Source organism: Staphylococcus sp. TCBT05 (assembly GCF_055179755.1).
Window position 1 is genome coordinate 1,005,466 of the sequence record NZ_JBUQDQ010000005.1, and the last position, 22,075, is coordinate 1,027,540.

Consider the following 22,075-nt stretch of genomic DNA (forward strand, 5'->3'; position numbering starts at 1 on the left):
AACGTTGATTTCAAAAAATAAAGATACATTAACTCAGTTATTATTTCAGTACTTTAATCACACTAACGAGATGATTGTTTTTGTTGATGGTTCTGGAAGTGTAATTGCAAAGAATGATGCAGCAAAGGAAATCATTGCAGAAGATAATGATTATCAAGGAATGACACATGCGATTTGTAATCGTTGTGACGGCTATACGAATGAATATGATTTACAATCATGTGTAAATTGTTTTTTAGAAGCAAAGGAAATTGGTAATTCTAGCTTTCAAGTATTTATGAAAACAACACATGGGACTATTGAGCCTTTCACAGCGACGTATCAAACTATAGATGAAGCTACAGGAGTCAAAGCATTTACATTACAAAATGTGTCACCACAAATTGAAAGACACGATAAAATGTATCAAAGACAAATGATGCAAAAGACAATACATGCACAAGAAAATGAACGCAAGCGTATTTCACGAGAATTACACGACAGCGTCATTCAAGAAATGATGAATGTGGACATTGAATTGAGATTAATGAAATATCAAAAGGATGTCGATAGCCTAATTCACAATTCGTCAAAGATAGAAGGACTTGTTACCAAATTGATTGATGATATTCGTAATTTATCAGTGGAATTGCGTCCATCTTCTTTAGACGACTTAGGATTAGATGCAGCATTTAAATCATATTTTAAACAAGTCGAAGAAAATTACGGTATACATGTGATTTATCATTGTAATTTATTAACACAACGCTTTGATAATGAAATAGAAACGGTGATATATAGAATTGTGCAAGAAGCCGTGTTTAACGCTATAAAATATGCAGAAATTGATTTCGTGGATGTTGATATAGAGGTCACTGATGAGCGATTAGTTGCTAAAGTCGTCGATAAAGGAAAGGGTTTTGACAAATCAGCACAACCTAAAGGCACAGGTTTAGGATTATATGGAATGAATGAACGCGCGGAGTTAATAAATGCGAAAGTTAATATAGATACAGATATTGGGAAGGGAACAAGTGTAACAGTTGAAGTTCCATTATAAGTTTATAAGGAGATTTTAAGTTGAGAATTGTAATTGCAGATGATCATGCCGTAGTACGAACTGGGTTTTCTATGATTTTAAATTATCAGGAAGATATGGAAGTTGTGGGGACAGCAGCAGATGGGGTGGAAGCATATCAGAAAGTAATGCAACATAAACCCGATGTACTCATCATGGATTTAAGTATGCCACCGGGAGAATCAGGTTTAATAGCTACGAGTAAGATTAGTGACAGTTTTCCTGAAACTAAGATACTCATATTAACGATGTATGATGATGAAGAATATCTCTTTCATGTATTGAGAAACGGCGCGAAAGGTTATATCTTAAAAAATGCGCCAGATGAACAGTTATTACTAGCAGTGAGAACGATTTATCAAGGTGAAACATATATTGATGCAAAATTAACAACTTCATTAGTAAAAGAGTTCGTCAATCATTCAAATAAAGATATTAAAGATAGCACGGATCCATTTTTAATATTATCAAAACGAGAATTGGAAATCTTACCACTTATTGCCAAAGGATATGGAAATAAAGATATTGCTGAAAAATTATACGTATCTGTAAAGACAGTGGAGGCGCATAAAACACACATTATGCAAAAGTTAAATTTAAAATCCAAACCAGAATTAGTTGAATATGCAATGAAGAAAAAGTTAATAGACTTTTAATAGTGATACGTTTTAATCTTATGAAAGCCATATAACAATATGATTGTAGTTAATTGTATTGTTGTGTGGCTTTTAATATTGCTTATTAAATTAATGTGATACTCAGGTTGATTCGTATAGGGAATTTATATATTTACTCAAGGGAAACTCCTTATGTTCATTTTTTCACAAAGATTCTAAAATTATAGTTAAAGATATACTACTAGGTTACTCACTAGTACAAGAGTTGATTTGTTATTAGCAATACATGACTAACAAGTAATTGTATGTAGCATTTTGACTAGAAATTAGACTTTAAATTATTGTTAAGGATGAAGGTGAATATGAATGCGAAAGTCAACGGGTAGTTTTCAATTGGTCTTGCAGACATTAAGTTTAGTGACTGGATTTATGGCGTGGAGTATCATTGCGCCATTAATGCCTTTTATTAAAGAAGATATACAAATAAGTGGGAGTCAACTATCAATTATATTAGCTATTCCAGTTATTCTAGGTTCTGTTTTAAGGGTGCCTTTTGGTTATTTAACTAATATCATAGGGGCCAAATGGGTATTCTTTAGTAGCTTTATAATTTTATTGTTTCCAATTTACTTCTTAAGTAATGCACAATCACCTATAATGTTGATGGCTGCAGGCTTCTTTTTAGGTGTAGGTGGAGCAGTATTTTCTGTGGGAGTAACTTCAGTACCTAAATATTTTCCTAGAGCTAAAGTAGGATTAGCAAATGGAATTTATGGTATGGGGAATATCGGAACTGCCATTTCTTCTTTTTTAGCCCCTCCTATTGCCGGTATAATTGGCTGGCAATCAACAGTGAGGTGTTATCTAGTCATCATCGCAATTTTTGCATTATTAATGTTCTTGTTAGGTGATGCCAATGAACAAAAAATTAAAGTTCCGTTACTACAACAATCTAAAATTTTATTTAAAGATTTGAAATTATATTACATGAGCTTTTGGTATTTTATTACATTCGGAGCATTTGTTGCATTTGGCTTGTTTTTACCAAATTACCTGGTTCAAAATTTTGAGATTTCAAGTGTTGATGCTGGTATTAGATCAGGTATATTTATTGCTTTGGCGACATTTTTACGACCTTTGGGAGGCGTATTAGGTGATAAATGGAATGCAGTTATCCTATTAATTATAGATTTTATTTTTATGATTATAGGAGCATTAATCTTAAGTTTTTCAGCACATATTATTCTATTTACAATAGGGTGTTTGTTAATTAGTCTATGTGCTGGATTAGGGAATGGTTTAGTATTTAAATTAGTGCCATTTTACTTTGCCAAAGAGTCTGGTGCAGCGAATGGTATTGTTTCCATGATGGGAGGCTTAGGTGGATTCTTCCCACCTATTGTCATTGCTTATGTCACATCAATCACTGGTACGAGCCATCTGGCATTTGTATTCTTAGCATTATTTGGTGTGATCGCAATAATAACTATGTATCATATTGTAAAACGTGATAAATTAACTTTTAAATAATAAAAAATAGGCGTCCACAGTGCAATTACATTGTGGACGTCTATTTGATAGGCTGATATATATTTAAATCACTGTTCAAGTGATGGATAAGATCAAGAATATTAAATGAATATCGTTATACTTCACACCATCGTCAAATTCACTATAGTGCTACTTATAAAGTACTGTCTATTTAAATGTTAATTAATTTCAATGCGTGTTGCTTTATTTTCTTCAGCAGGTAATTTTGGCAGTGTTACACGTAAAATACCGTTATCATGCGCTGCAGTAATACCTTGTTCATTGACATTGTCAAAGTTAAATTGTCGTTTTAAATCGCTATAACTGCGCTCTTGATGAATGATTTTGCCAGCTGAGTCCTCTTCGGTATTTAATTGAGCTTGTTTTGCTTCAATAGTTAAAATGTTTTTATCGAATGCTAAACTGATATTTTCCTTTTTAATACCTGGTAATTCTGCTTCAATTAGGTAATAATCTTCAAGTTCCGTAACATCAGATTTGATTTGTGTTTGATTTGGGAATTGATCGAATATTTGCTTGCCGAAATCTTTAAATAAGTCGCTAGGGTTTACATCAAAAATTGAATTGTTAAATGGTTTCTTTTCAAAAGCCATGAGCAATCACTCCTTAATTTGTATAAAGTATTTTATTAATCAATGTTAATTTGTGTTTTACTTTGTTTCATTGGTAAGTTAACGATTAGCATACCATCTTCCATTGTGGCATTAATATTTGTAGTATCGATGTGTTTAAAAATAAATTGTCTACTTTGTTTTTTAGTATTTCTTTCACGAATCAAGTACTGTTGTTCATTTTCAGTCGCTTCATTGTCAGAACGCTCTGCTGATATTGTTAAAATGTTGTTGTCGTATTCAATGTTAATATCTTCTTTATTAAAACCAGGGAGTTCTGCGGTAATTGTATAGTTATTACTTTGTTGATAAACATTTACTTTGAAATTTGAATTTCCAAGTAGCATATTATCAAATAAATCAGTTGGTAAATGACGTGTTTGTCTATATTGAATCATCTCTAAAACACCTCTCCTTTAACTTTATGATTACATTATAAAACTATAGTCAAAGAAAGTCAAAGTCAAAGGCTTATACGATTGAAAATTTTATTATGTTGATATTGTGGTAGGTGACTAGAAGGCATTGATTAAAGAAATTGAGCGCTGATAGATAAAGTTAAATATAAAAAAGAGGCAACTAAAAGATATAGAACGTCAACGTTAATGCAACTTCCTACTTTTAATCTACCTCGTAAGTATATATTAAATTTCTTTTGTAAAATGTTTATTTACAAATTTTTGTAATGTTTCCTTTAAGTCGATAGCTTCTTCTTTGTCCATATCAAATTCACTAAAGACTTTTTTAGAGATACCTAATAAAGGCTCTTTTACGTTTATTCCTTTTTCAGTTAACGCAATTTGTAAATTACGTTCATCATCAAGTTCACGTGTTCTTGTTACGTAACCTTTTTTCTCAAGTTTTTTTAATAAAGGTGTTAGTGTACCTGAATCTAAGAATACACGTTCTCCAAGTGTTTTGATATTAATCTTGTCTTCTACTTCAATTGCGAGTAGAACGATATAACCTGTATAAGTTAAATCAAATTCTTTTAAATATGAAGTATATTTTTTAATTATTTCCTTTGAAGAAACATAGAATAGAAAACAAAGTTGTCTTTCTAGGTTACTATCTTTTTCCTTCATTTAATCACCCCTTTTGAATGTTAACCTTATTATGAAGTGTAGGCGCTGTCAAGGAATGGTTGCGCCCATTTAGTGTTTTAAAATTATTAGATTTCGATAAATATTATAACTTAAACCGTAATGTTTACGACAACATATTTGCTCAAAAGTAAATGATTGTATGCTTTTGATATGTATTTGCTAGTTGCATATATAGTTAATATAAGAAGATTTTGTTACAAAAATACCTTTACTCTTTATAAATTTATTATTATAAGTCATACTATTATCATTGTAGATAATAATATATAAAATACATTAAAACATTACGCTTAACGCTAAGCTATTTTAAATGAAATTGCTTGAACTAAAGGAGAATTAAGATGAAGACATTTTTTAAAATTTTTGGGCTTCTAGTGGTGTCATTGATTATTGCAATTGCATTTTTCTTTGGCTTAAGAACTTATCAAGGTCATAAAAATTTAGAGTTAGTAGATCACTATTTGAAAGAACAAAATTTAACGCAACAAGTTAAATCTGAAAAAACACTCTATAGTGCTAAAAAAGGGTTATACTATAAAGAAGTTAAATTTAAAGATGATCCAGATGTAACTTATGTGGTTCAACCTATCGCTACTTATAAAGGCATTGTGGTTCAAGCTTTTGATTCAGAAACAAAAGAGAATATTAAGCATGCAAAACATAATAAATTCGAGAAAGATTATAAGCCTAAAAAATAAATAATCATTATAAATGTTATTAGCACTATAAGCTAAACAATAATGAATAGGTATATTTCTAATCATCCATTATCGCTGAGTCAGTAGTTATCTTTAACAAGGTAGCTACTGGCTTTTTTTATCTGCGTATGATTTCGCTTACATTATATATGTTACTCAAATATATATAATGGTAAAAGAGAAGTTGGTTTCAACAGGGAGACCTTAAAAATAAAGCAAGATTATCGTTAAATGATTATCTTTAATTTTAAATCAATGTAAATCATACTAGAAGGTCAATTTAAAGGTATGTTACTTATTTATATAAGTTTGGTGTAATTAGTTATATAAATTAGTTATTTGTACTCTATAGCGTAAAAATTTTATATCTAATTTATATTTATTTTGCTATAATTATTTTGTCAGAAGAAGGGGAGAAACATCATGGCAATTTTTAGAAAAATAAGTTTACCGATGCAGGTTGTTATCGCATTGGTTTTAGGTGTAATCGTTGGGTTACTACTTTACGGACATGAAGAACTCGTTAATTATATTAAACCATTTGGCGACATCTTCTTGAATTTAATTAAAATGATCGTAATACCTGTCGTTTTCTGTTCCTTAGCTTTATCTATTTCTAATGTAGGTGAATCAAAAACGGTAGGGCGTTATGGAGTTAAAACAATTGTGTATTTTGAAATTATCACAACAGTAGCAATTGGATTAGGGATTGTATTTGCTAATATATTCAAACCTGGTATAGGGCTAGATCCTGATAAACTACCAAAGGGTGACATATCAACTTATGAATCGTCAGCTAAAGCAGCTGAACATTCTACATATGGTAATCATTTTATTGATACGATTGTAAATATTGTTCCAACAAATTTTTTCGAAGCCTTAAACAAAGGTGATTTATTACCAATTATCTTTTTTGCAGTCTTTTTTGGTATTGGATTATCAGTTATAGGTGAAAAAGGACAACCTGTAAAGGATGTATTGAGTGGCACGTTAGATGCAGTTTTTTGGATGATTAATAAAATTCTTAAATTAGCACCATTAGGTGTTTTTGCTTTTATATGTACGACAATAATGACTTTCGGGGCAGCGGCGTTATTACCATTACTTAAATTATTGCTTGTCGTTATCGGGGCTATGATTTTCTTTGTAGTGGTTGTGTTAGGTATTGTCGCGAAAATGTGTGGTGTTAATATCTTTTCAATCATGAAGATCTTGAAAAATGAATTAATTTTAGCATTTTCAACTTCAAGTTCAGAATCGGTATTACCTATTATTATGCAGAAAATGGAAAGATTTGGTTCACCTAAAGATGTAACATCATTTGTAGTACCTATAGGTTACACATTTAATTTAGATGGTTCAGCACTGTATCAATCTATTGCAGCATTATTTGTAGCGCAAATGTATGGTATCGACATGTCTATTGGACAACAAATTATGTTGATGGTTACGTTGATGGTAGCATCAAAAGGTATGGCTGGCGTCCCAGGTGTCTCTATCGTAGTGTTAATCACTACATTAACGTCAATGGGCTTACCTGCAGAAGGATTGGCTTTAATAATTGGAATTGACCGTATATTAGATATGGTGCGTACATGTGTAAATGTAATGGGAAATGCTTTATCTACAATTGTTATTGCAAAATGGGAAAATGTATATGACAAGGAAAAAGGACAAGCATATTTAAAATCAATTTAATTTTTATTTCTGACAAAGTTAGGCTGTAGAACATAAAATTTACAGACTAACAAATAAACATATTTAGATTAGCTATGGAGAATTCTATGACGATAGATTTTTTCATAGCTATTTTTATTTAATATCTAATATTGTTGGCTCGCTTTCCTAGGGGCCAGCTTCAGCCTGTAGTCTTCAGCTCGTCCTGTTCCCTCAGGAGTCTCGCCAACATACTGCAAAAAATAATGTTTTATATTGAAATACAAATGTTAAACTTTTATAAGAATGTAAATCATGAAATATCCATTTTTCTTATCTACTGTTTTATGTTCAATATTATAAATTATAGGCTCGCTTTCCTAGGGGTCAGCTTCAGCCTGTAGTCTTTAGCTTGTCCTGTTCCCTCAGGAGTCTCGCCAACATACGTCTTTCAGATGAAGGTTCTAATTTTATTGATAGTACATAACAGGAAGCTAATGCCAATAGAAATAGTTGTTTGAAAAGGTTGATTGTTACTAAGGAGTCAATTTATTTCTTAAATATTTTGAAAAAATAGCCCTTAAATGCAAAGTTATTGTCATTTAAGGGCTATTAGGCAATTGATTATATGTCAAAATGAATTAACTAGCATTGATTCCCTGATAGTGAAATGAATTTTTTATACACTGTTTTGTGACAATGTTTAGGAAACATCAATGATTTAAAGTTAAAACATTACATTCCTTTCATATCGCCCATATCATGTATTTTCATCATAAGTCCATGAGGTACATCATCATGTTTAACTACTTTCATCTCGCTGAAAGAATCGTCACCTTCGGATTTTACTAACTTAACAAAATCACCGTGTTTAGGTGAGAAACCATCTTCCGCTGGTAATTTGATATTTTCTTCTACTTCGTGATCTTTTTCGCTGACAATCTTTTCAGCAGTTGTATTATTTTTCATATAGCCATAATATGTTTCCTTTTGACCGCTAGACATCATCATAATTACTAAAACGACAGCGACGATAATCATGGCTGCACTTAAAATGATTGCAAATCCTTTTTTATTCTTCAAAATAAAAGCTCCTTTTTATTGGTTTCTTTCCTCTGTTATATCTAAAATGTATTGTTTATGCAATCGATACTAAAGAAAAGTTCTATTTTATTCACATATTAATCAATACTTATATCGTAAAAATGTTGTACTAATAATTATAGCTTTAATTTCTACTAATACAGATATATTTAATTTCATTATGATGTAGTTCAAAAGCAATGGGTTGATTTTTGTATTCAAGTTGCTTGAGTTCGGATTTAGGATAGCTAGATTGTTCTATATAATTCAATAATTTTTTATCAATACCCATAGCGTTTAAAGTGGGTGGTAGTGAAAAATCAATATAGCCATGATTACGATTTAAAGTTTGTATAAATATAGTCAACATTGTGGTGATATCTGGATAAATAAAAGTGAACTTTTTCGGCATTTGCGGTGAAATAGTGTGCTCAGTTGAGTTGAATAATAGTAAATGTGTACAATATTTATCTTTGACCGCTAATAAATTATTTTCTAAAGCTAAGGGTTTATTTATAAAAGGCTTTAAAAACTGATATAAGTACATCAAAGGCTCATACATATAATGTTTATTCATCAATGACAAGTCACTCGTAGCTGATTTGATTAATTTGTAACCCACACCTGAACCTTGTTTAATCATAATTAACATGTGACACATTAAATCAGAAAGTGCAAGTGGTGCGTGTTCGTCATAGAGTTTGAAACAATGTTTACTCACATGAGCATAAACAAATTTTGATTTATGTATGGATGTGATGTCGATGACTTTATTAAAACAATCTAGAAAAGTCATCGTTTGGTCAAATGCGTTTGAATACTTTGTCAGACATTGTCTAGTGTTATCAGATTCAATATCAATAAAATAATAATCATAGGCATAATGTGACAGATAATCGAAGGTCTTAGTGATAGATTTAGTCTGTTTAATCGCGCCTTCAATTGTTATTGCAAGTTTAACCTTTACCTCTAAATTATGAGCGCTTATATAAATATCGTGTATTTCCTTTAAGGAAAGGTGCTCAGTATCAAGTAATAGCAAGAAATAACGCATAAAGCGCTGTCGATAATACTCAGGTTTATAATTAAATACTTGAATAATCATCGACTCAATCATCTTGTATTCAGTAAATGTTTTGATGCGCAATCCTAAACGAACATTCTGCAAAAATAAACTATCAATAAAATCGATGATTGCTAGTAAGTTTAATCGCTCAAGGTTAAAGTAGCCGATATTATTAATAAGCAAATAAACTTCAGCAATATCATGGAAATTAAGCTTTGCTATTAAATTAGATTGCATAATTTCAATTAAATCATCTGCATGAATAAATATTGTTGGTAATTTCGTTTTGTCGTTGTAAATTAAATGATTTAAATCAATATGATCAGTTTGATTATGTGCTGCTGTAAAAGATGGTAAATGTTCAAAATAAGAAGTAAGGTCCATCTCATCTTTATTAATTAACTGTATGGAGGAGTGATTTGATAACATGAATTTTTTTCTAAGCATATTTGGTGTATCAGCTAAGAAATTTTTGAATTGTTGTGTATAACTCGCATAATGATTAAAACCAAGTGCTTCGGAAATGGTATGTATCGCTTCATTACTTTGGAATAAAGGTTTGAATGAAAGGCCTATTTTTAAACTAGACACATAGTGTTTAAAGCTTATCCCTAAATATTTTTTAAATAGAATAGAAATATAAGGTGCAGTAACATAGAATACCGCCGTAATATCTTTGGAAGAAATTGAGTTGGTCGCATTGCTATTTATAAATTTGGTGATGCTGTTTAATAATGCACTCTCAGTGGTGATCTTCGGTAAATATTGAGTGTCAGAATTTACACTTGCCTCATCATTTAATAGCCTTATCAACTCAGTTAAATTACTATATTTAATTGGTTCTTGATGACTCAATTTAGCCACTATGTTTAATATGAAATGCTTAATATAATCTGCAGATTGTATTAATTTGTAGTTGTAATGATAATTAAAAAATGCATCGTCTATCGTATTGAAATGGCATAAAGGAATATTAACTTCAATTAAATGTTCTGCATGCAATATTTCATAAATATCATTATGATTTATTAAAACAAGTGCCTGGTTTAATGTAATATTTTTGCCATTCAATCTCATTTGCAGTTTATGATTTAAAGAAAATAGAAGTTTAATTTTCCCAAGACAACGTTGAGGACAAGTTGTTAAATAATTATGTATATAAATCGTACTATTCATAATATTGCAACTCCTGCTTAAATATATCGTATAACGCTTAATAGTTATTATTATATAACAAAATGTTTAAAGTTTAAGCGTGTTAATTATAAAATTGTAACAATATTGTGAAGTTAAAATAATTATAGAAAAAATTATTTATTGAATGAGTGTATTAAATAAACGCCTATAATATACAGTGATTATTCATCAAAAGCCTATTAAAGACTGTCATTTTGCAATTCTTAATTTCATTGATTATAGCGATAAAATTCTAAATGGTCTTTGAATTTACTGAAAAACCCTAAATTCTTAATAAAGCGTCACAAAAAAGCTATTGCGTTCTTAACTGAAACCGATTACAATGATAACATCAAACAGAAATTGGAACCGGTTCTATTTTTACGAGGAGGCTTATCAATGAGCTATAAAAAATCTGCTGAAGAGATTTTGACAGCTATAGGTGGAGAAGAAAATATTGATGCGATGGCACACTGTGCGACGCGTTTAAGACTAGTGTTAAAGGATGAAAGCAAGGTTAACGAGCAAGTATTATCTGATATGGATGTCGTGAAAGGGACATTCTCAACAGGTGGACAATACCAAATCATTATTGGTTCAGGGACGGTAAATAAAGTCTTTGCAGAAATGGAGAAATTAACTGGGAAAGAGGCTTCGACTACGGCTGAAGTTAAAGCTGAAGGTTCTAAGAATGCAAATCCATTCCAAAGATTTGTGAAAATGTTATCAGATATATTTGTGCCAATTATTCCTGCCATTGTAGCAGGTGGTCTATTGATGGGGATTAATAATATACTTACGGCACCAGGTATATTTTATGATGAACAGTCATTAATTGATGTACATAATCAGTTTAAAGGTCTAGCAGATATGATTAATATCTTTGCGAATGCACCTTTCACTTTATTACCCATACTGATTGGTTTTAGTGCTGCAAAGCGTTTCGGAGCAAATGCATTTCTAGGTGCAGCATTAGGAATGATCTTAGTGCATCCTGACTTGATGAATGCATATGATTATCCAAAGGCACTTGAACAAGGAAAGACAATTCCGCATTGGAACATCTTTGGATTTGAAGTGAAGCAAGTCGGTTATCAAGGTCAAGTATTACCAATGTTAGTTGCGACATATATCTTAGCTAAGATAGAGAAAGGGTTAAGAAAGGTTGTACCTACCGTTCTAGATAATTTATTGACACCATTATTATCCATATTGGTTACAGCATTTTTAACATTTTCATTTGTAGGTCCAATTACACGTACATTGGGTTATTGGTTATCTGATGGATTGACTTGGCTTTATGAATTTGGCGGTGCAATTGGTGGACTTATCTTTGGTTTATTGTATGCGCCAATTGTTATTACGGGTATGCATCACAGCTTTATTGCTATTGAGACACAACTCATTGCTGATAGTGCGAAGACTGGAGGCTCATTTATCTTCCCAATCGCAACAATGTCTAATATTTCACAAGGTGCAGCAGCTTTAGCAGCATTCTTTATTGTTAAAGAGAACAAGAAATTAAAAGGTGTAGCATCAGCAGCAGGTATTTCTTCGTTACTTGGCATTACTGAACCCGCAATGTTTGGGGTTAATTTAAAGTTGAAATATCCATTTATCGGAGCGATTGTTGGTTCAGGTATTGGTTCAGCTTATATCGCGTTATTCAAAGTTAAAGCGATTGCTTTAGGGACAGCTGGTATTCCAGGGTTTATTTCTATAAGTGGGCAACATAGTGGTTGGCTACATTATGGTATCGCGATGGTTATTACATTTGTCATTGCATTTGTTTTAACGTTTATTCTATCGAAAAGAAATGCATATAAACAAGACTCAAAATAAATTAAAATGCTTATATGAAGTAAGTATTAAATAATAAACGTCAATTGCTATTGAATTTAAATTAGCAATTGACGTTTTCTTTATTGTTATTAAAAATTAGCGTAATGTAACAATTAAACTGTAACGTTAATCATTGTCGACACGTTATAGCTTTTGCTTTCTCCATAAGAAGGCACCAACACAAGATACAAATATAAGAGAAATACCAATAATGATAAGCCATGAGACATAACTATGTTCATTGAGAGGTAAGGGCACATTCATACCAAAGAAACTAAAGACGAGCGTAGGCAAAGTTAAAAAGACTGTAAATAACGTAAGTGTCTTCATCGTGTTGTTCATTTCATTAGAAAGTAGTGATGCATATGATGTGGTAATACTTTCTAAGATGTCTGTGTATAATTCTGTAGTTTCAATGGCTTGATTATTTTCAATTACTAAATCTTCTATTAACTCTTCATCTTCATCAAAACGCTTAATTGCAGGTAGACGGAAAAGCTTTTTAATAATGCCATCATTTCCTTTTAATGCTGCTAAGAAATAGACTAAACTTTTCTCAACTTCCATTAAATTATAAAGTTGTTTATTTGTTACATTGTTTTTAAGTTCACGTTCGATACGTAAACGTGTTTTATTTAATAGTCTTAAATTTCTGTTATAGTGATTGGCAATGGTTAATAATATATTAAGTGCAAAGCGACTATGAAAGTTAAGATTTATGTTATGTCGTTTGAAGTTTTCAAGGAATTCATTTTCGACATTGCATACAGTCATTATCTTCTTATTACCAATAATGATACCCAATGGAATGGTAATAAATGACAATACTTTTAAGTTTGTGTCATTGACTATTGGGATATCGATAATGATTAGTGAATATCTAGATTCATCATCATATTCTACACGAGCGCTCTCTTCTAAATCTAAAGGATCTCGTAAAAAATCTTCAGGTATATTATATAATTGCATTAAATTTTCTATTTCATCCCTTGAAGGATCGACAACATTGATCCAAGATGCATTATGGTCTAATGAAGTTTCGATTATCTCTCTAGTTTCTGCGTGTTTATATGCTGTAATCATAATCCTAGTATATCCTTTCTAATAAAATACTTTTTAATATTATCGGACAAATAAATAGAATACAAGTTAAATATTGTTATTCTACAATTTTCTGCTCTTTAGCCATCAGTCTTAAAGGGCCATTAAATATGATTTTGAAAAGGTGATTGACTAATTCAGTAGGTGGCATGCGGTTATCATCTTTAACCCAGTGCTTTATAAATGCAAACATTGCACCTGATGTGTAGCTAAAAAAGTAATCTATTGGAACGTCAGCAATTTTATTATCTATAGAAGAAAATTTTTGCATATTGCCATACATGATATTTGCTATTTTTTCTTCGAGTTGGCTTTTTCTATCGAGGTTGAATATTGCTTTATAAAATTCGATATGGTTATAAATATAATTGACTACTTTGAGTAAAATTTGTTCGGTAAACACCTTAGCGAAAACTTCAGGTGGTAAATTGTTGTTGATATACTGATCAAGTTTTACTTCATTCGTTAAATCGAACGTGTATTCATCTTCTAAACTCGAAAGCAGTAAATACTTATCTTCATAATGTAAATAAAAGGTACCTCTATTAATATCTGCACGTTGTGTGATGTCTTGGATAGTAATTTTCTCTAATTCCTTTTCGGTGAGTAATTGAATAAATGCAGACTTTATAGCTGCTTTTGTTTTTCTAACGCGTCTATCATTTTCCATAAAAAACCTCCAAGTAAATAGACAATTTTAAACACATTGTTGAGAAATAGACAATGCGATGTATATTGCATATTGTTTCTCTAGTTAAGGTCATTATAATAAACAAAGTATTAATTAAACAACACATTGTATATTTAAGGAGGTAAAACAAATGAATATATTTAAAAATAAACTATTATGGATTGCACCGATTGCAATCATTGTATTATTGATCATACTAGCGACAGCTTTTTATCCTGCATATAATCCGTCACCTAAATCTTTACCTATAGCAATTGTAAATCATGATAAAGGTAATAATATGCAAGGTCAAAAAGTGAATGTGGGTAAAAATTTGGAAGATAAATTAACAGATAGTGATTCAGATAAGATTAAATGGGTAAGCGTTGACAGTGAAAAAGAAGCGCGTAAAGGTTTGAAAGAGCAAAAATATTTTGGTGTGGCAGTAATTGAACAAGACTTTTCAAAAAATGCATTATCTAAAACCCAAAAATTAGTAAGTGACAGTAAACAAGCAGAAATAAAAGAGAAAGCAGCTAGTGGTGAAATACCACCTGCACAATTACAACAAATGAAAAAGCAAATGGCTAATAAATCAGGATCAACAACTGATGTAAAACAAGCTAATATCAAAACAATCGTTAACGGTGGAGCTAGTATGCAAGCTGTACAAATTGCGAATAACGTATTAAGTAAAGTTGGAGAAAATGTTAATAGTCAGATTTCACAACAAAGTTTAGAAATTTTAAATAAACAAGATGTTAAAGTATCTGCTAAAGATATTAAAGATGTAATGAATCCAGTATCAATCGATAAAGAAACAATAAATAAAGTTAAATCTCATCAAGCGAATGGTAATGGTCCGTTCTTGATGTTTATGCCAGTATGGATGAGTGCATTAGTCAGCTCTGTATTGTTATTCTATGCTTTTAGAACAAGTAATAATATCAAATTAAGTCAACGTTTGATTGCATCGCTTGCTCAAATGACTGTAGCAGTAGTTACTGCATTTATAGGTGGTTTCGGTTATATTTATTTCATGTCTGAAGTGCAAAACTTTAACTTTGATGATATAAATAAAATTGCTATATATGTTTCAATTGCTATTATTGCATTTATAGGATTGATCTTAGGAACGATGTCATGGTTAGGAATGAAAGCAATACCAATTTTCTTCTTATTAATGTTCTTTAGTATGCAATTAGTGACATTGCCGAAACAATTCTTACCACAGTTCTATCAAGATTATATTGTAAGTTGGAATCCATTTACACATTATGCTAATTATTTAAGAGAATTGTTATATATGAACCAGTCATTGGAAATGAATTCAACAATGTGGATGTTTATCGGCTTTATGATATTTGGTATTGTCTCAATATTAACTGCAACAATGATTAGAAAGCATAGTGACAAACGAACTGAAGTTCCTTCGTAAAATATTAATCATTTAAAAAATCTAGGACATATACTCCCAAAAAAGAAGCGCTCAGATTTATCTGAGTGCTTTTTTATATAGTATTTTATATTGTTAGCTCGCTTTCCTAGGGGCCAGCTTCAGCCTGTAGTCTTCAGCTCGTCCTGTTCCCTCAGGAGTCTCGCCAAAATAGTGCTTAAAGTACTATGAAATTACATCAAAGTGCTTATGGAAAATAACAGCTATTAAGCACTCCAAAGGACAATTGCTATTGGAATAGAAAATCACCTTTTTTGTAAAAGTAATAAAAATGGTGATGAAATAAATGGAGACTTAAATATTAAGATGCAATTAACTTTTAAGAAGAGAATCTTAACCATATGTGAAGTTAGAAATGACATTAAGCATAATTTAGGCTTTGATAAAGGTAAGTATTGTTGATATTATTTGAAAAGCGTTTTCATTGTATAGCCATAAGACATAATTTAAACTGTGACTGAATCAACTTAAAATGGAGGGGTCACGATGAGTATTTGGAATCAGTTTGAATTGAAAGATCGTGTTGCCATTATTACTGGTGGAGCTACAGGATTAGGTAAGGCAATGGGACAAGGTATAGCAGAAGCAGGGGCAAATGTTGTAATTGCAGATATTAATTACGAATTAGCGCAACAAACTGCTGCAGAATTTGAAAATAATACAGGTAATGAAGCAATGGCCTGTAAAGTCGATGTCACAAATGTAGAAGATGTTGATAAGATGGTCCAGGATGTTGTAAATCACTTTGGACATATTGATATCTTATTTAATAATGCTGGAATTAATGAGCATGTTAAATTCGAAGATATGCCCTATGAGCGTTGGGTGAAAAATATGGATGTTAATATTAATAGTATGGTGTTAGTATCACAAGCAGTAGGAAAAGTGATGATCAAACAACAAAAAGGATCGATAATCAATACATCCTCAATGTCAGGTATTATTGTAAATACACCACAACCACAAGCGGCATATAACACTTCAAAAGGGGCTGTTATTATGTTTACTAAAAGTCTAGCAAGTGAATGGGCTCAACATGGCATACGCGTTAATACAATAGCACCAGGGTATATGAAAACGGAATTAACTAAAGATTACTTTGCCCAAGGTGGAGATATGATTGATACATGGATGAAGTTCACACCATTAGGTAGACCAGGTGTGCCAGAAGAATTGCAAGGTGCAGCTGTATACTTAGCATCAGATGCGTCATCATTTGTGACTGGCAGTGTACTAACGATTGATGGAGGCTATACTGCTTTATAAATAAAATGTTAGTAATCATTAAAATAGAGCTAGGAACGTTAAAGACAAGACAACATTATGTTCCTAGTTTATTTTTAAAAATTAATTCTGACTAAAACGATAAGAATAGTTGACAAACTGTTGAGAGAGGCATAATATATGGTTAAATCATTTTCAGAATATTCTTGTAAGGAGGTCATCAAGTGACTGATATTAGCATTTTGGATCAAAGTCCTTTAGACGATGGTCAGACAGTTAGAGCAGCTATAGAACGTAGCGTTAAATTAGCGCAACTAGCAGACCAATTAAAATATAAACGGTATTTCGTAGCAGAACATCACAATATGCCGGAAGTTGCTGGTACGAGTCCAGAAATACTTGTGACACACATTTTGAATCAAACAACAACAATTCGTGTTGGCTCAGGTGGTGTCATGTTACAACATTACAGCCCATTTAAAGTGATTGAACAATTTCATTTTATTAGTAATCTTGCGCCAGGACGTGTTGATTTAGGTATAGGTAAAGCGCCTGGTGGATTTCCACTTGCAACAAAGGCTTTGCAAGCAGACTTAAATGAGAATGCATCCTCTTTCGAAGAAAAATTTCATCTTTTAAATCAATTTAATCAGCAAAGTTTCCCACAAGATTCAGAATTTGCACAGCTCACAACTGCTATAAGAAATGAAGAAGTAACTAAACCAGAGGTGTTTTTACTTGGTACAAGTATAAACTCAGCAGAATTAGCGGCTAAAGAACGTGTAGGATTTATTTATGCTTACTTTATTAATTCGAATGATAAAGCTTTAAAGGAAGCTGTCCAAAGCTATAAAGCTATTTATCCTGAAGGTAGAATGATTGTAGCCGTTGCAGCAGTTGTAGCAGAGAATTTAGAACAACTAGAAAAAGTTGAAGCGGGTCGTACGAACTATGCATTACATTTTGAAGATGGTCGAAAGATAACGGTTAATAATCAATCACAGGTTGAACTATTTCGCCAACAATCCACTGAGAAATTTGAAATTGAAGAAAAACGTATTGATGTCTTTACTGGGGAAGCCCATAAAATTAAGGATGCAATTGCAAAGCTGAATGTTGATGGTGATATCGATGAGTTCATGTTACATATGCCGGTTCATGATGCTCAATTAAGAAAGCAAACAGTAATACAACTTGCGCCTGTTAATAGTGAACAATTAGAGAAAGAAGGGATAATATGACACGACAAAGTATTGATTTTGGAATTATGTTGAATGGACCTGGCAGTCATATGCATGCATGGAAATCACCAGAAGTACCTAGTGATGCTAGTACTAATTTTGATTTTCAATTAAAAATTGCCCGTAAAGCAGAAGACGCGGGATTTAGCTTTTTATTTGTGGCAGACGGTTTATATATACATGAAAAATCTATACCACATTTTTTAGATCGCCATGAACCATTAACTTTGCTAGCTGCTTTAGCACCGATTACCTCACGTATTGGTTTGGTAGGTACCATTTCGACTTCTTATAGTGAGCCTTATACAGTGGCAAGACAATTGGCAACTATCGATCGTATTAGTCATGGACGTGCTGGCTGGAACATCGTGACCTCTCCATTGGAAGGAAGCGCATCAAATTACTCTAAAGGTGAGCATCCTGAACATGATGTCCGTTACGACATTGCTGAAGAACATATACAAGTCGTACAAGGATTATGGGATTCGTATGAAGATGATGCATTTAAATTTGATGCAGAGCATCATGAATATTTAGATAAGCGTAAGATGCATACACTTGACTATAAAGGAAAGTACTTTCAAGTTAAAGGGCCGCTAAATGCTGGTCGTTCTGAACAAGGTCAGCCTGTAATATTTCAAGCAGGTGCCTCGCCAAAAGGTCAAGCATATGCTGCAAAATATGCTGATGCAGTGTTTACATTAGGTGAATCCTTTACACAAGCGAAATACAATTATGATGCAATCAAACAACAAGCAGAAGCATTCGGTAGAGACAAAGAAACAGTTAAAATTTACCCAATATTATCCCCAGTTATCGGTAAGACTCACGAAGAGGTAGAGCAACGATTTTCTGAAATTAAACAATTAGCCACAATCGAAGATGCCTTAGATTATCTAGGTAGATATTATGACCATCATGACTTTACCCAATATGACTTAGATGCACCTTTCCCAGAATTAGGTGATGTGGGGCAGAATAGTTTTCGTGCAACAACAGAGGCTATTGCTGCCAGAGCAAAAGCCAATAATCTGACACTAAGAGAAGTTGCATTAGAAGAAACAGCAAAACGCTCACCATTTACAGGCACATATGATGAAGTAACACGCCTACTTATAGAGTGGTTTGAAGGTGGTGCTGCCGATGGTTTCATTTTTGGTCCGCACATTTACGGTCCGATATATGATGATTTTATCAATGAAATCTTGCCACGGTTAGAACGACAAGGATATTACCACCAAGGTTATAAAGGCAAGACTTTACGAGAAAATATTGGTGTGCCTTATAAAGAAAATAAATATTCAAAGCAAACGATAGGCCATTAAATTTATAATCTCAGTTATAAAACTGAGATTGATATAACGATAAGTAGCACTAAAGATGAATAGCACGGTGTATTTTAGTGCGTATAACTAGAACATAGTTTAGAAATGCTTTATTAATGGACAAAGGAATTGTTATAAAATGTTATTGAAGGAGTGTTGAAATATATGTCTAAATATAATGCAGCATCATATGAATCATTAACACGACATGATCGACGTGATATAGATTCGAATACTGAAGTAAAGACAAAGATTAAGAAAAACATACAATTACCACACGTATTATTTATGATGTTCTTGATGATGATGTTTGCTTGTTTTTTGACATATGTCATTCCTGCTGGAACGTTTGATAAACATGCTGATGGAACAATCATTCAAGGTACTTATCACGCGATTCATCAGCATGGGATTAACCCTTTTTATGCAGTTACCCTTATATTAAATGGAGGTATACAGTCTGCACAAACGGTGACCTTATTATTATTTATTGGTGGAGCAATGGGAGGCATTTTGCAATTAGATTCCGTCAAGACAGTGACAAATTATTTTATACAGCGCTTTGAACATGCGGGACCATTGCCTTTGGTGATTGGACTATTTTCTTTAATGGCATTTATTGGCTTTTTTGTCGGTGGTGACCAAATGATTGTCTTTGTAACATTGGGTGTTATATTGGTTAATCGTTTGAAACTTGATCCGATTACCGCATTAGCAATAACATTTTTACCCTTATATATGGCATTTTCAGTATCACCATCTGGTATGGCCAAAATAGGTCAAATCGTATATCCACATGTTCCGCTTTATTCAGGATATGGTGGTAGAACTATAATGTATGTGGTGTTTTTAGCTGTAACCTTAGTCTATGTTATTTGGTATGCAAAACGTGTCATCAAAAATGCTGATAACAGTTTGATGACTACAACTGAATGGCAGTTTCAACAACATGACAATACAGAACAACATATTAAACAACAAGTTACTGCAGGTGTTAGAGATTATCTAGTAGTAGCATTGATTATTTTGACGCCTATTATCTTAGCGTTAGGTAACGGTTTGTTAAAATGGTCCGAGCACTATGGTAATGGTGTCTTTATTACAGTATTTGGAGTGAGTTTTGTGATTGCTTACTTAATAAAGGGAAAGTCACCAAGTCAAATGGTTGATGGATTTATAGAAGGTGCCAAGCCTATGTTGGTAGTAGCCTTCGCTATTATAATGGCTAATACAATCAGTGTCATATTAGAAAAAGGTCAAATTCTAAGTACTATTGTTCATGCTTTGACGACACAACTCGATGGCTCTTCTCCTGGCATCGTTTCAGTACTTGTATTCTTAGTGGCAACCGTGTTTAACTTTTTAGTGCCATCAGGATCAGGTTTAATGAGTGTTATGATTCCTATTTTACAACCCGTCACACATACGTTAGGTGTAAATAATCAAATGTTATTAACCGCACTGTCATTTGGAGGGGGATTAGGCAACCTTGTCACACCTACATTGGGTGCCACTGTAGGAGCTATTGCAATTGCAAAAGGTAACTTTGCTTCATGGTTGAAGTTTATGGTGCCACTATTTGTCATATGGATTATTGTAGGGGCAGCATTACTTTATTTCTTTACATTAGTAGGTTGGAGTGGCGGAAGTTAGCCAGCTTATAAATAAAAATTAAAAGGAACAATGATTAACAAGTGTTCTCATTCAATGGGAGTAGTCACTTTGTTAATGTCATTGTTCCTTTTTTAGTTATCTGCAATCGTTAATGTGAATGGCATATCTTGAGTCCATTTATGATCAGGTAATTGATCTGTAATCACTTCATTTATTTCCGTTGCTTTAGCAAATGATAATGTTGAAGAAATATCAAATTTGCTGCTATCGATAAGTGCAATAACATTTTCACTTTCTTGTACCATTTGTTTCTTTAACTGCACTTCTGGTAATGAAAAATCAGTTAATCCATTTTGTAATGTTAGGCCATTTGCAGATAAAAAGAAATAATCAATGTGATACATTTCTAGTATCTGTGAATCTATGTTGCCTGTGATTGCATTTGAGTCTTCAGAGACAAAACCACCTACTACAAGAACTGTTAGATGCGGATTCTCCTTTAATAGCACTGCATTTTCTAAACCATTGGTAATGATGGTAAGCTCCATTGTTGTATCTGCTAATAATTTTGCTAATTCATAAGTGGTAGAACTCGCATCAATCATAATACATTGTTGTGGCTTGATTTTTTTAAGTGCATGTTTACTTATTTTGTACTTTTCAGTATGCTTTTGGGTTAATCGATAAGAAAAGTTTAATTTTGATGAAATATTTTCGGTTACCTTTGCACCACCATGGGTACGTGTTAATTTATTTTCACTTTCTAATCTTCTTAAATCACTTCGAACGGTCGCTTCGGTCACGCTTAAATAATCAGAAAGTTGTCTTACGGTAGCGCGTTTATGTGACTTAATATAGCTATATATATGCTCTCGTCTTTCATCTGCGTACATTTTCAAACTCGCTCACATCCTCTTTAGAATCATAATATATTTTAACACATATTTTATTGAATCCAATAGAAACAACTCAAAACGAAAA

At 32.2% G+C, this 22,075-nt stretch carries 19 protein-coding genes; 11 read left to right on the forward strand and 8 right to left on the reverse strand.

Annotated features, from left to right (window positions below; genetic code table 11):
* Positions 1 to 4 precede the first annotated feature (4 nt).
* The 3 genes from ACY191_RS04475 to ACY191_RS04485 all read left to right on the forward strand — a co-directional run bounded on the left by ACY191_RS04475 (position 5) and on the right by ACY191_RS04485 (position 3,204).
* Entirely contained in the window at positions 5 to 1,039 is a 1,035-nt protein-coding gene (locus ACY191_RS04475; RefSeq protein ID WP_229366584.1) for a sensor histidine kinase, read from the forward strand.
* A gap of 20 nt (positions 1,040 to 1,059) precedes the next feature.
* On the forward strand, positions 1,060 to 1,713 hold the full coding sequence (gene nreC / locus ACY191_RS04480; protein WP_042739282.1) for a nitrate respiration regulation response regulator NreC: 654 nt from the start codon (positions 1,060 to 1,062) through the stop codon (positions 1,711 to 1,713).
* A 327-nt stretch (positions 1,714 to 2,040) separates the two neighbouring features.
* On the forward strand, positions 2,041 to 3,204 hold the full coding sequence (locus ACY191_RS04485) for a nitrate/nitrite transporter (protein WP_229366585.1): 1,164 nt from the start codon (positions 2,041 to 2,043) through the stop codon (positions 3,202 to 3,204).
* 179 nt (positions 3,205 to 3,383) lie between these two features.
* Here ACY191_RS04485 and ACY191_RS04490 read toward each other — a convergent pair whose 3' ends face one another.
* The 3 genes from ACY191_RS04490 to ACY191_RS04500 form a co-directional block, all read right to left on the reverse strand.
* Entirely contained in the window at positions 3,384 to 3,818 is a 435-nt protein-coding gene (locus ACY191_RS04490; protein WP_042739284.1) for an Hsp20/alpha crystallin family protein, read from the reverse strand.
* Positions 3,819 to 3,853: 35 nt separating this feature from the next.
* The gene (locus ACY191_RS04495) at positions 3,854 to 4,234 is read right to left on the reverse strand and encodes an Hsp20/alpha crystallin family protein (RefSeq protein ID WP_042739285.1); all 381 of its coding nucleotides are present in this window, start codon (positions 4,232 to 4,234) and stop codon (positions 3,854 to 3,856) included.
* Positions 4,235 to 4,480: 246 nt separating this feature from the next.
* Complete coding sequence (locus ACY191_RS04500) at positions 4,481 to 4,921, reverse strand: MarR family winged helix-turn-helix transcriptional regulator (protein WP_042739286.1); 441 nt, start codon at positions 4,919 to 4,921, stop codon at positions 4,481 to 4,483.
* A 362-nt stretch (positions 4,922 to 5,283) separates the two neighbouring features.
* On the opposite strand from ACY191_RS04500, the gene ACY191_RS04505 reads away from it, so the two are divergent.
* Together ACY191_RS04505 and ACY191_RS04510 are read left to right on the forward strand one after the other, a co-directional pair.
* On the forward strand, positions 5,284 to 5,640 hold the full coding sequence (locus ACY191_RS04505) for a DUF3139 domain-containing protein (protein WP_042739287.1): 357 nt from the start codon (positions 5,284 to 5,286) through the stop codon (positions 5,638 to 5,640).
* Positions 5,641 to 6,063: 423 nt separating this feature from the next.
* On the forward strand, positions 6,064 to 7,338 hold the full coding sequence (locus ACY191_RS04510) for a cation:dicarboxylate symporter family transporter (protein WP_042739288.1): 1,275 nt from the start codon (positions 6,064 to 6,066) through the stop codon (positions 7,336 to 7,338).
* Positions 7,339 to 8,031: 693 nt separating this feature from the next.
* On the opposite strand, the gene ACY191_RS04515 is transcribed toward ACY191_RS04510, so the two are convergent.
* Together ACY191_RS04515 and rsp are read right to left on the reverse strand one after the other, a co-directional pair.
* Positions 8,032 to 8,379 carry a DUF4889 domain-containing protein gene (locus tag ACY191_RS04515; RefSeq protein ID WP_042739289.1) on the reverse strand — a complete coding sequence of 116 codons (348 nt, stop codon included), beginning with the start codon at positions 8,377 to 8,379 and terminating at the stop codon, positions 8,032 to 8,034.
* Positions 8,380 to 8,524: 145 nt separating this feature from the next.
* Positions 8,525 to 10,621 carry an AraC family transcriptional regulator Rsp gene (gene rsp, locus ACY191_RS04520; RefSeq protein WP_229366586.1) on the reverse strand — a complete coding sequence of 699 codons (2,097 nt, stop codon included), beginning with the start codon at positions 10,619 to 10,621 and terminating at the stop codon, positions 8,525 to 8,527.
* Between the two features lie 399 nt (positions 10,622 to 11,020).
* On the opposite strand from rsp, the gene ACY191_RS04525 reads away from it, so the two are divergent.
* The gene (locus tag ACY191_RS04525; protein ID WP_042739291.1) at positions 11,021 to 12,463 is read left to right on the forward strand and encodes a sucrose-specific PTS transporter subunit IIBC; all 1,443 of its coding nucleotides are present in this window, start codon (positions 11,021 to 11,023) and stop codon (positions 12,461 to 12,463) included.
* 144 nt (positions 12,464 to 12,607) lie between these two features.
* On the opposite strand, the gene ACY191_RS04530 is transcribed toward ACY191_RS04525, so the two are convergent.
* Entirely contained in the window at positions 12,608 to 13,546 is a 939-nt protein-coding gene (locus ACY191_RS04530; RefSeq protein ID WP_042739292.1) for a magnesium transporter CorA family protein, read from the reverse strand.
* 76 nt (positions 13,547 to 13,622) lie between these two features.
* On the reverse strand, positions 13,623 to 14,234 hold the full coding sequence (locus ACY191_RS04535; protein ID WP_107512727.1) for a TetR/AcrR family transcriptional regulator: 612 nt from the start codon (positions 14,232 to 14,234) through the stop codon (positions 13,623 to 13,625).
* Positions 14,235 to 14,385: 151 nt separating this feature from the next.
* Between ACY191_RS04535 and ACY191_RS04540 the strand changes: the two genes are divergently transcribed.
* The 5 genes from ACY191_RS04540 to ACY191_RS04560 all read left to right on the forward strand — a co-directional run bounded on the left by ACY191_RS04540 (position 14,386) and on the right by ACY191_RS04560 (position 21,133).
* On the forward strand, positions 14,386 to 15,672 hold the full coding sequence (locus tag ACY191_RS04540; RefSeq protein ID WP_229366587.1) for a YhgE/Pip domain-containing protein: 1,287 nt from the start codon (positions 14,386 to 14,388) through the stop codon (positions 15,670 to 15,672).
* A 504-nt stretch (positions 15,673 to 16,176) separates the two neighbouring features.
* Complete coding sequence (locus ACY191_RS04545; protein WP_107512729.1) at positions 16,177 to 16,956, forward strand: SDR family NAD(P)-dependent oxidoreductase; 780 nt, start codon at positions 16,177 to 16,179, stop codon at positions 16,954 to 16,956.
* Positions 16,957 to 17,138: 182 nt separating this feature from the next.
* Positions 17,139 to 18,155: an MsnO8 family LLM class oxidoreductase gene (locus ACY191_RS04550; RefSeq protein ID WP_229366588.1), complete on the forward strand. Its 1,017-nt coding sequence runs from the start codon at positions 17,139 to 17,141 to the stop codon at positions 18,153 to 18,155.
* Positions 18,152 to 19,480 carry an LLM class flavin-dependent oxidoreductase gene (locus ACY191_RS04555; protein WP_229366589.1) on the forward strand — a complete coding sequence of 443 codons (1,329 nt, stop codon included), beginning with the start codon at positions 18,152 to 18,154 and terminating at the stop codon, positions 19,478 to 19,480. The genes ACY191_RS04550 and ACY191_RS04555 overlap by 4 nt, the downstream gene beginning before the upstream one ends.
* Positions 19,481 to 19,645: 165 nt before the next feature.
* The gene (locus ACY191_RS04560) at positions 19,646 to 21,133 is read left to right on the forward strand and encodes a Na+/H+ antiporter NhaC family protein (protein ID WP_229366590.1); all 1,488 of its coding nucleotides are present in this window, start codon (positions 19,646 to 19,648) and stop codon (positions 21,131 to 21,133) included.
* Between the two features lie 92 nt (positions 21,134 to 21,225).
* On the opposite strand, the gene ACY191_RS04565 is transcribed toward ACY191_RS04560, so the two are convergent.
* Entirely contained in the window at positions 21,226 to 21,993 is a 768-nt protein-coding gene (locus ACY191_RS04565; protein ID WP_229366591.1) for a DeoR/GlpR family DNA-binding transcription regulator, read from the reverse strand.
* Positions 21,994 to 22,075: the final 82 nt, after the last annotated feature.

Bases quoted from the DNA above. Each gene is read 5' to 3' on its own strand.
- ACY191_RS04485 (WP_229366585.1), top strand. From the start codon at position 2,041: ATGCGAAAGTCAACGGGTAGTTTTCAATTGGTCTTGCAGACATTAAGT.
- ACY191_RS04490 (WP_042739284.1), bottom strand. From the start codon at position 3,818: ATGGCTTTTGAAAAGAAACCATTTAACAATTCAATTTTTGATGTAAAC.
- ACY191_RS04495 (WP_042739285.1), bottom strand. From the start codon at position 4,234: ATGATTCAATATAGACAAACACGTCATTTACCAACTGATTTATTTGAT.
- ACY191_RS04500 (WP_042739286.1), bottom strand. From the start codon at position 4,921: ATGAAGGAAAAAGATAGTAACCTAGAAAGACAACTTTGTTTTCTATTC.
- ACY191_RS04505 (WP_042739287.1), top strand. From the start codon at position 5,284: ATGAAGACATTTTTTAAAATTTTTGGGCTTCTAGTGGTGTCATTGATT.
- ACY191_RS04510 (WP_042739288.1), top strand. From the start codon at position 6,064: ATGGCAATTTTTAGAAAAATAAGTTTACCGATGCAGGTTGTTATCGCA.
- rsp (WP_229366586.1), bottom strand. From the start codon at position 10,621: ATGAATAGTACGATTTATATACATAATTATTTAACAACTTGTCCTCAA.
- ACY191_RS04525 (WP_042739291.1), top strand. From the start codon at position 11,021: ATGAGCTATAAAAAATCTGCTGAAGAGATTTTGACAGCTATAGGTGGA.
- ACY191_RS04530 (WP_042739292.1), bottom strand. From the start codon at position 13,546: ATGATTACAGCATATAAACACGCAGAAACTAGAGAGATAATCGAAACT.
- ACY191_RS04535 (WP_107512727.1), bottom strand. From the start codon at position 14,234: ATGGAAAATGATAGACGCGTTAGAAAAACAAAAGCAGCTATAAAGTCT.
- ACY191_RS04540 (WP_229366587.1), top strand. From the start codon at position 14,386: ATGAATATATTTAAAAATAAACTATTATGGATTGCACCGATTGCAATC.
- ACY191_RS04545 (WP_107512729.1), top strand. From the start codon at position 16,177: ATGAGTATTTGGAATCAGTTTGAATTGAAAGATCGTGTTGCCATTATT.
- ACY191_RS04555 (WP_229366589.1), top strand. From the start codon at position 18,152: ATGACACGACAAAGTATTGATTTTGGAATTATGTTGAATGGACCTGGC.
- ACY191_RS04560 (WP_229366590.1), top strand. From the start codon at position 19,646: ATGTCTAAATATAATGCAGCATCATATGAATCATTAACACGACATGAT.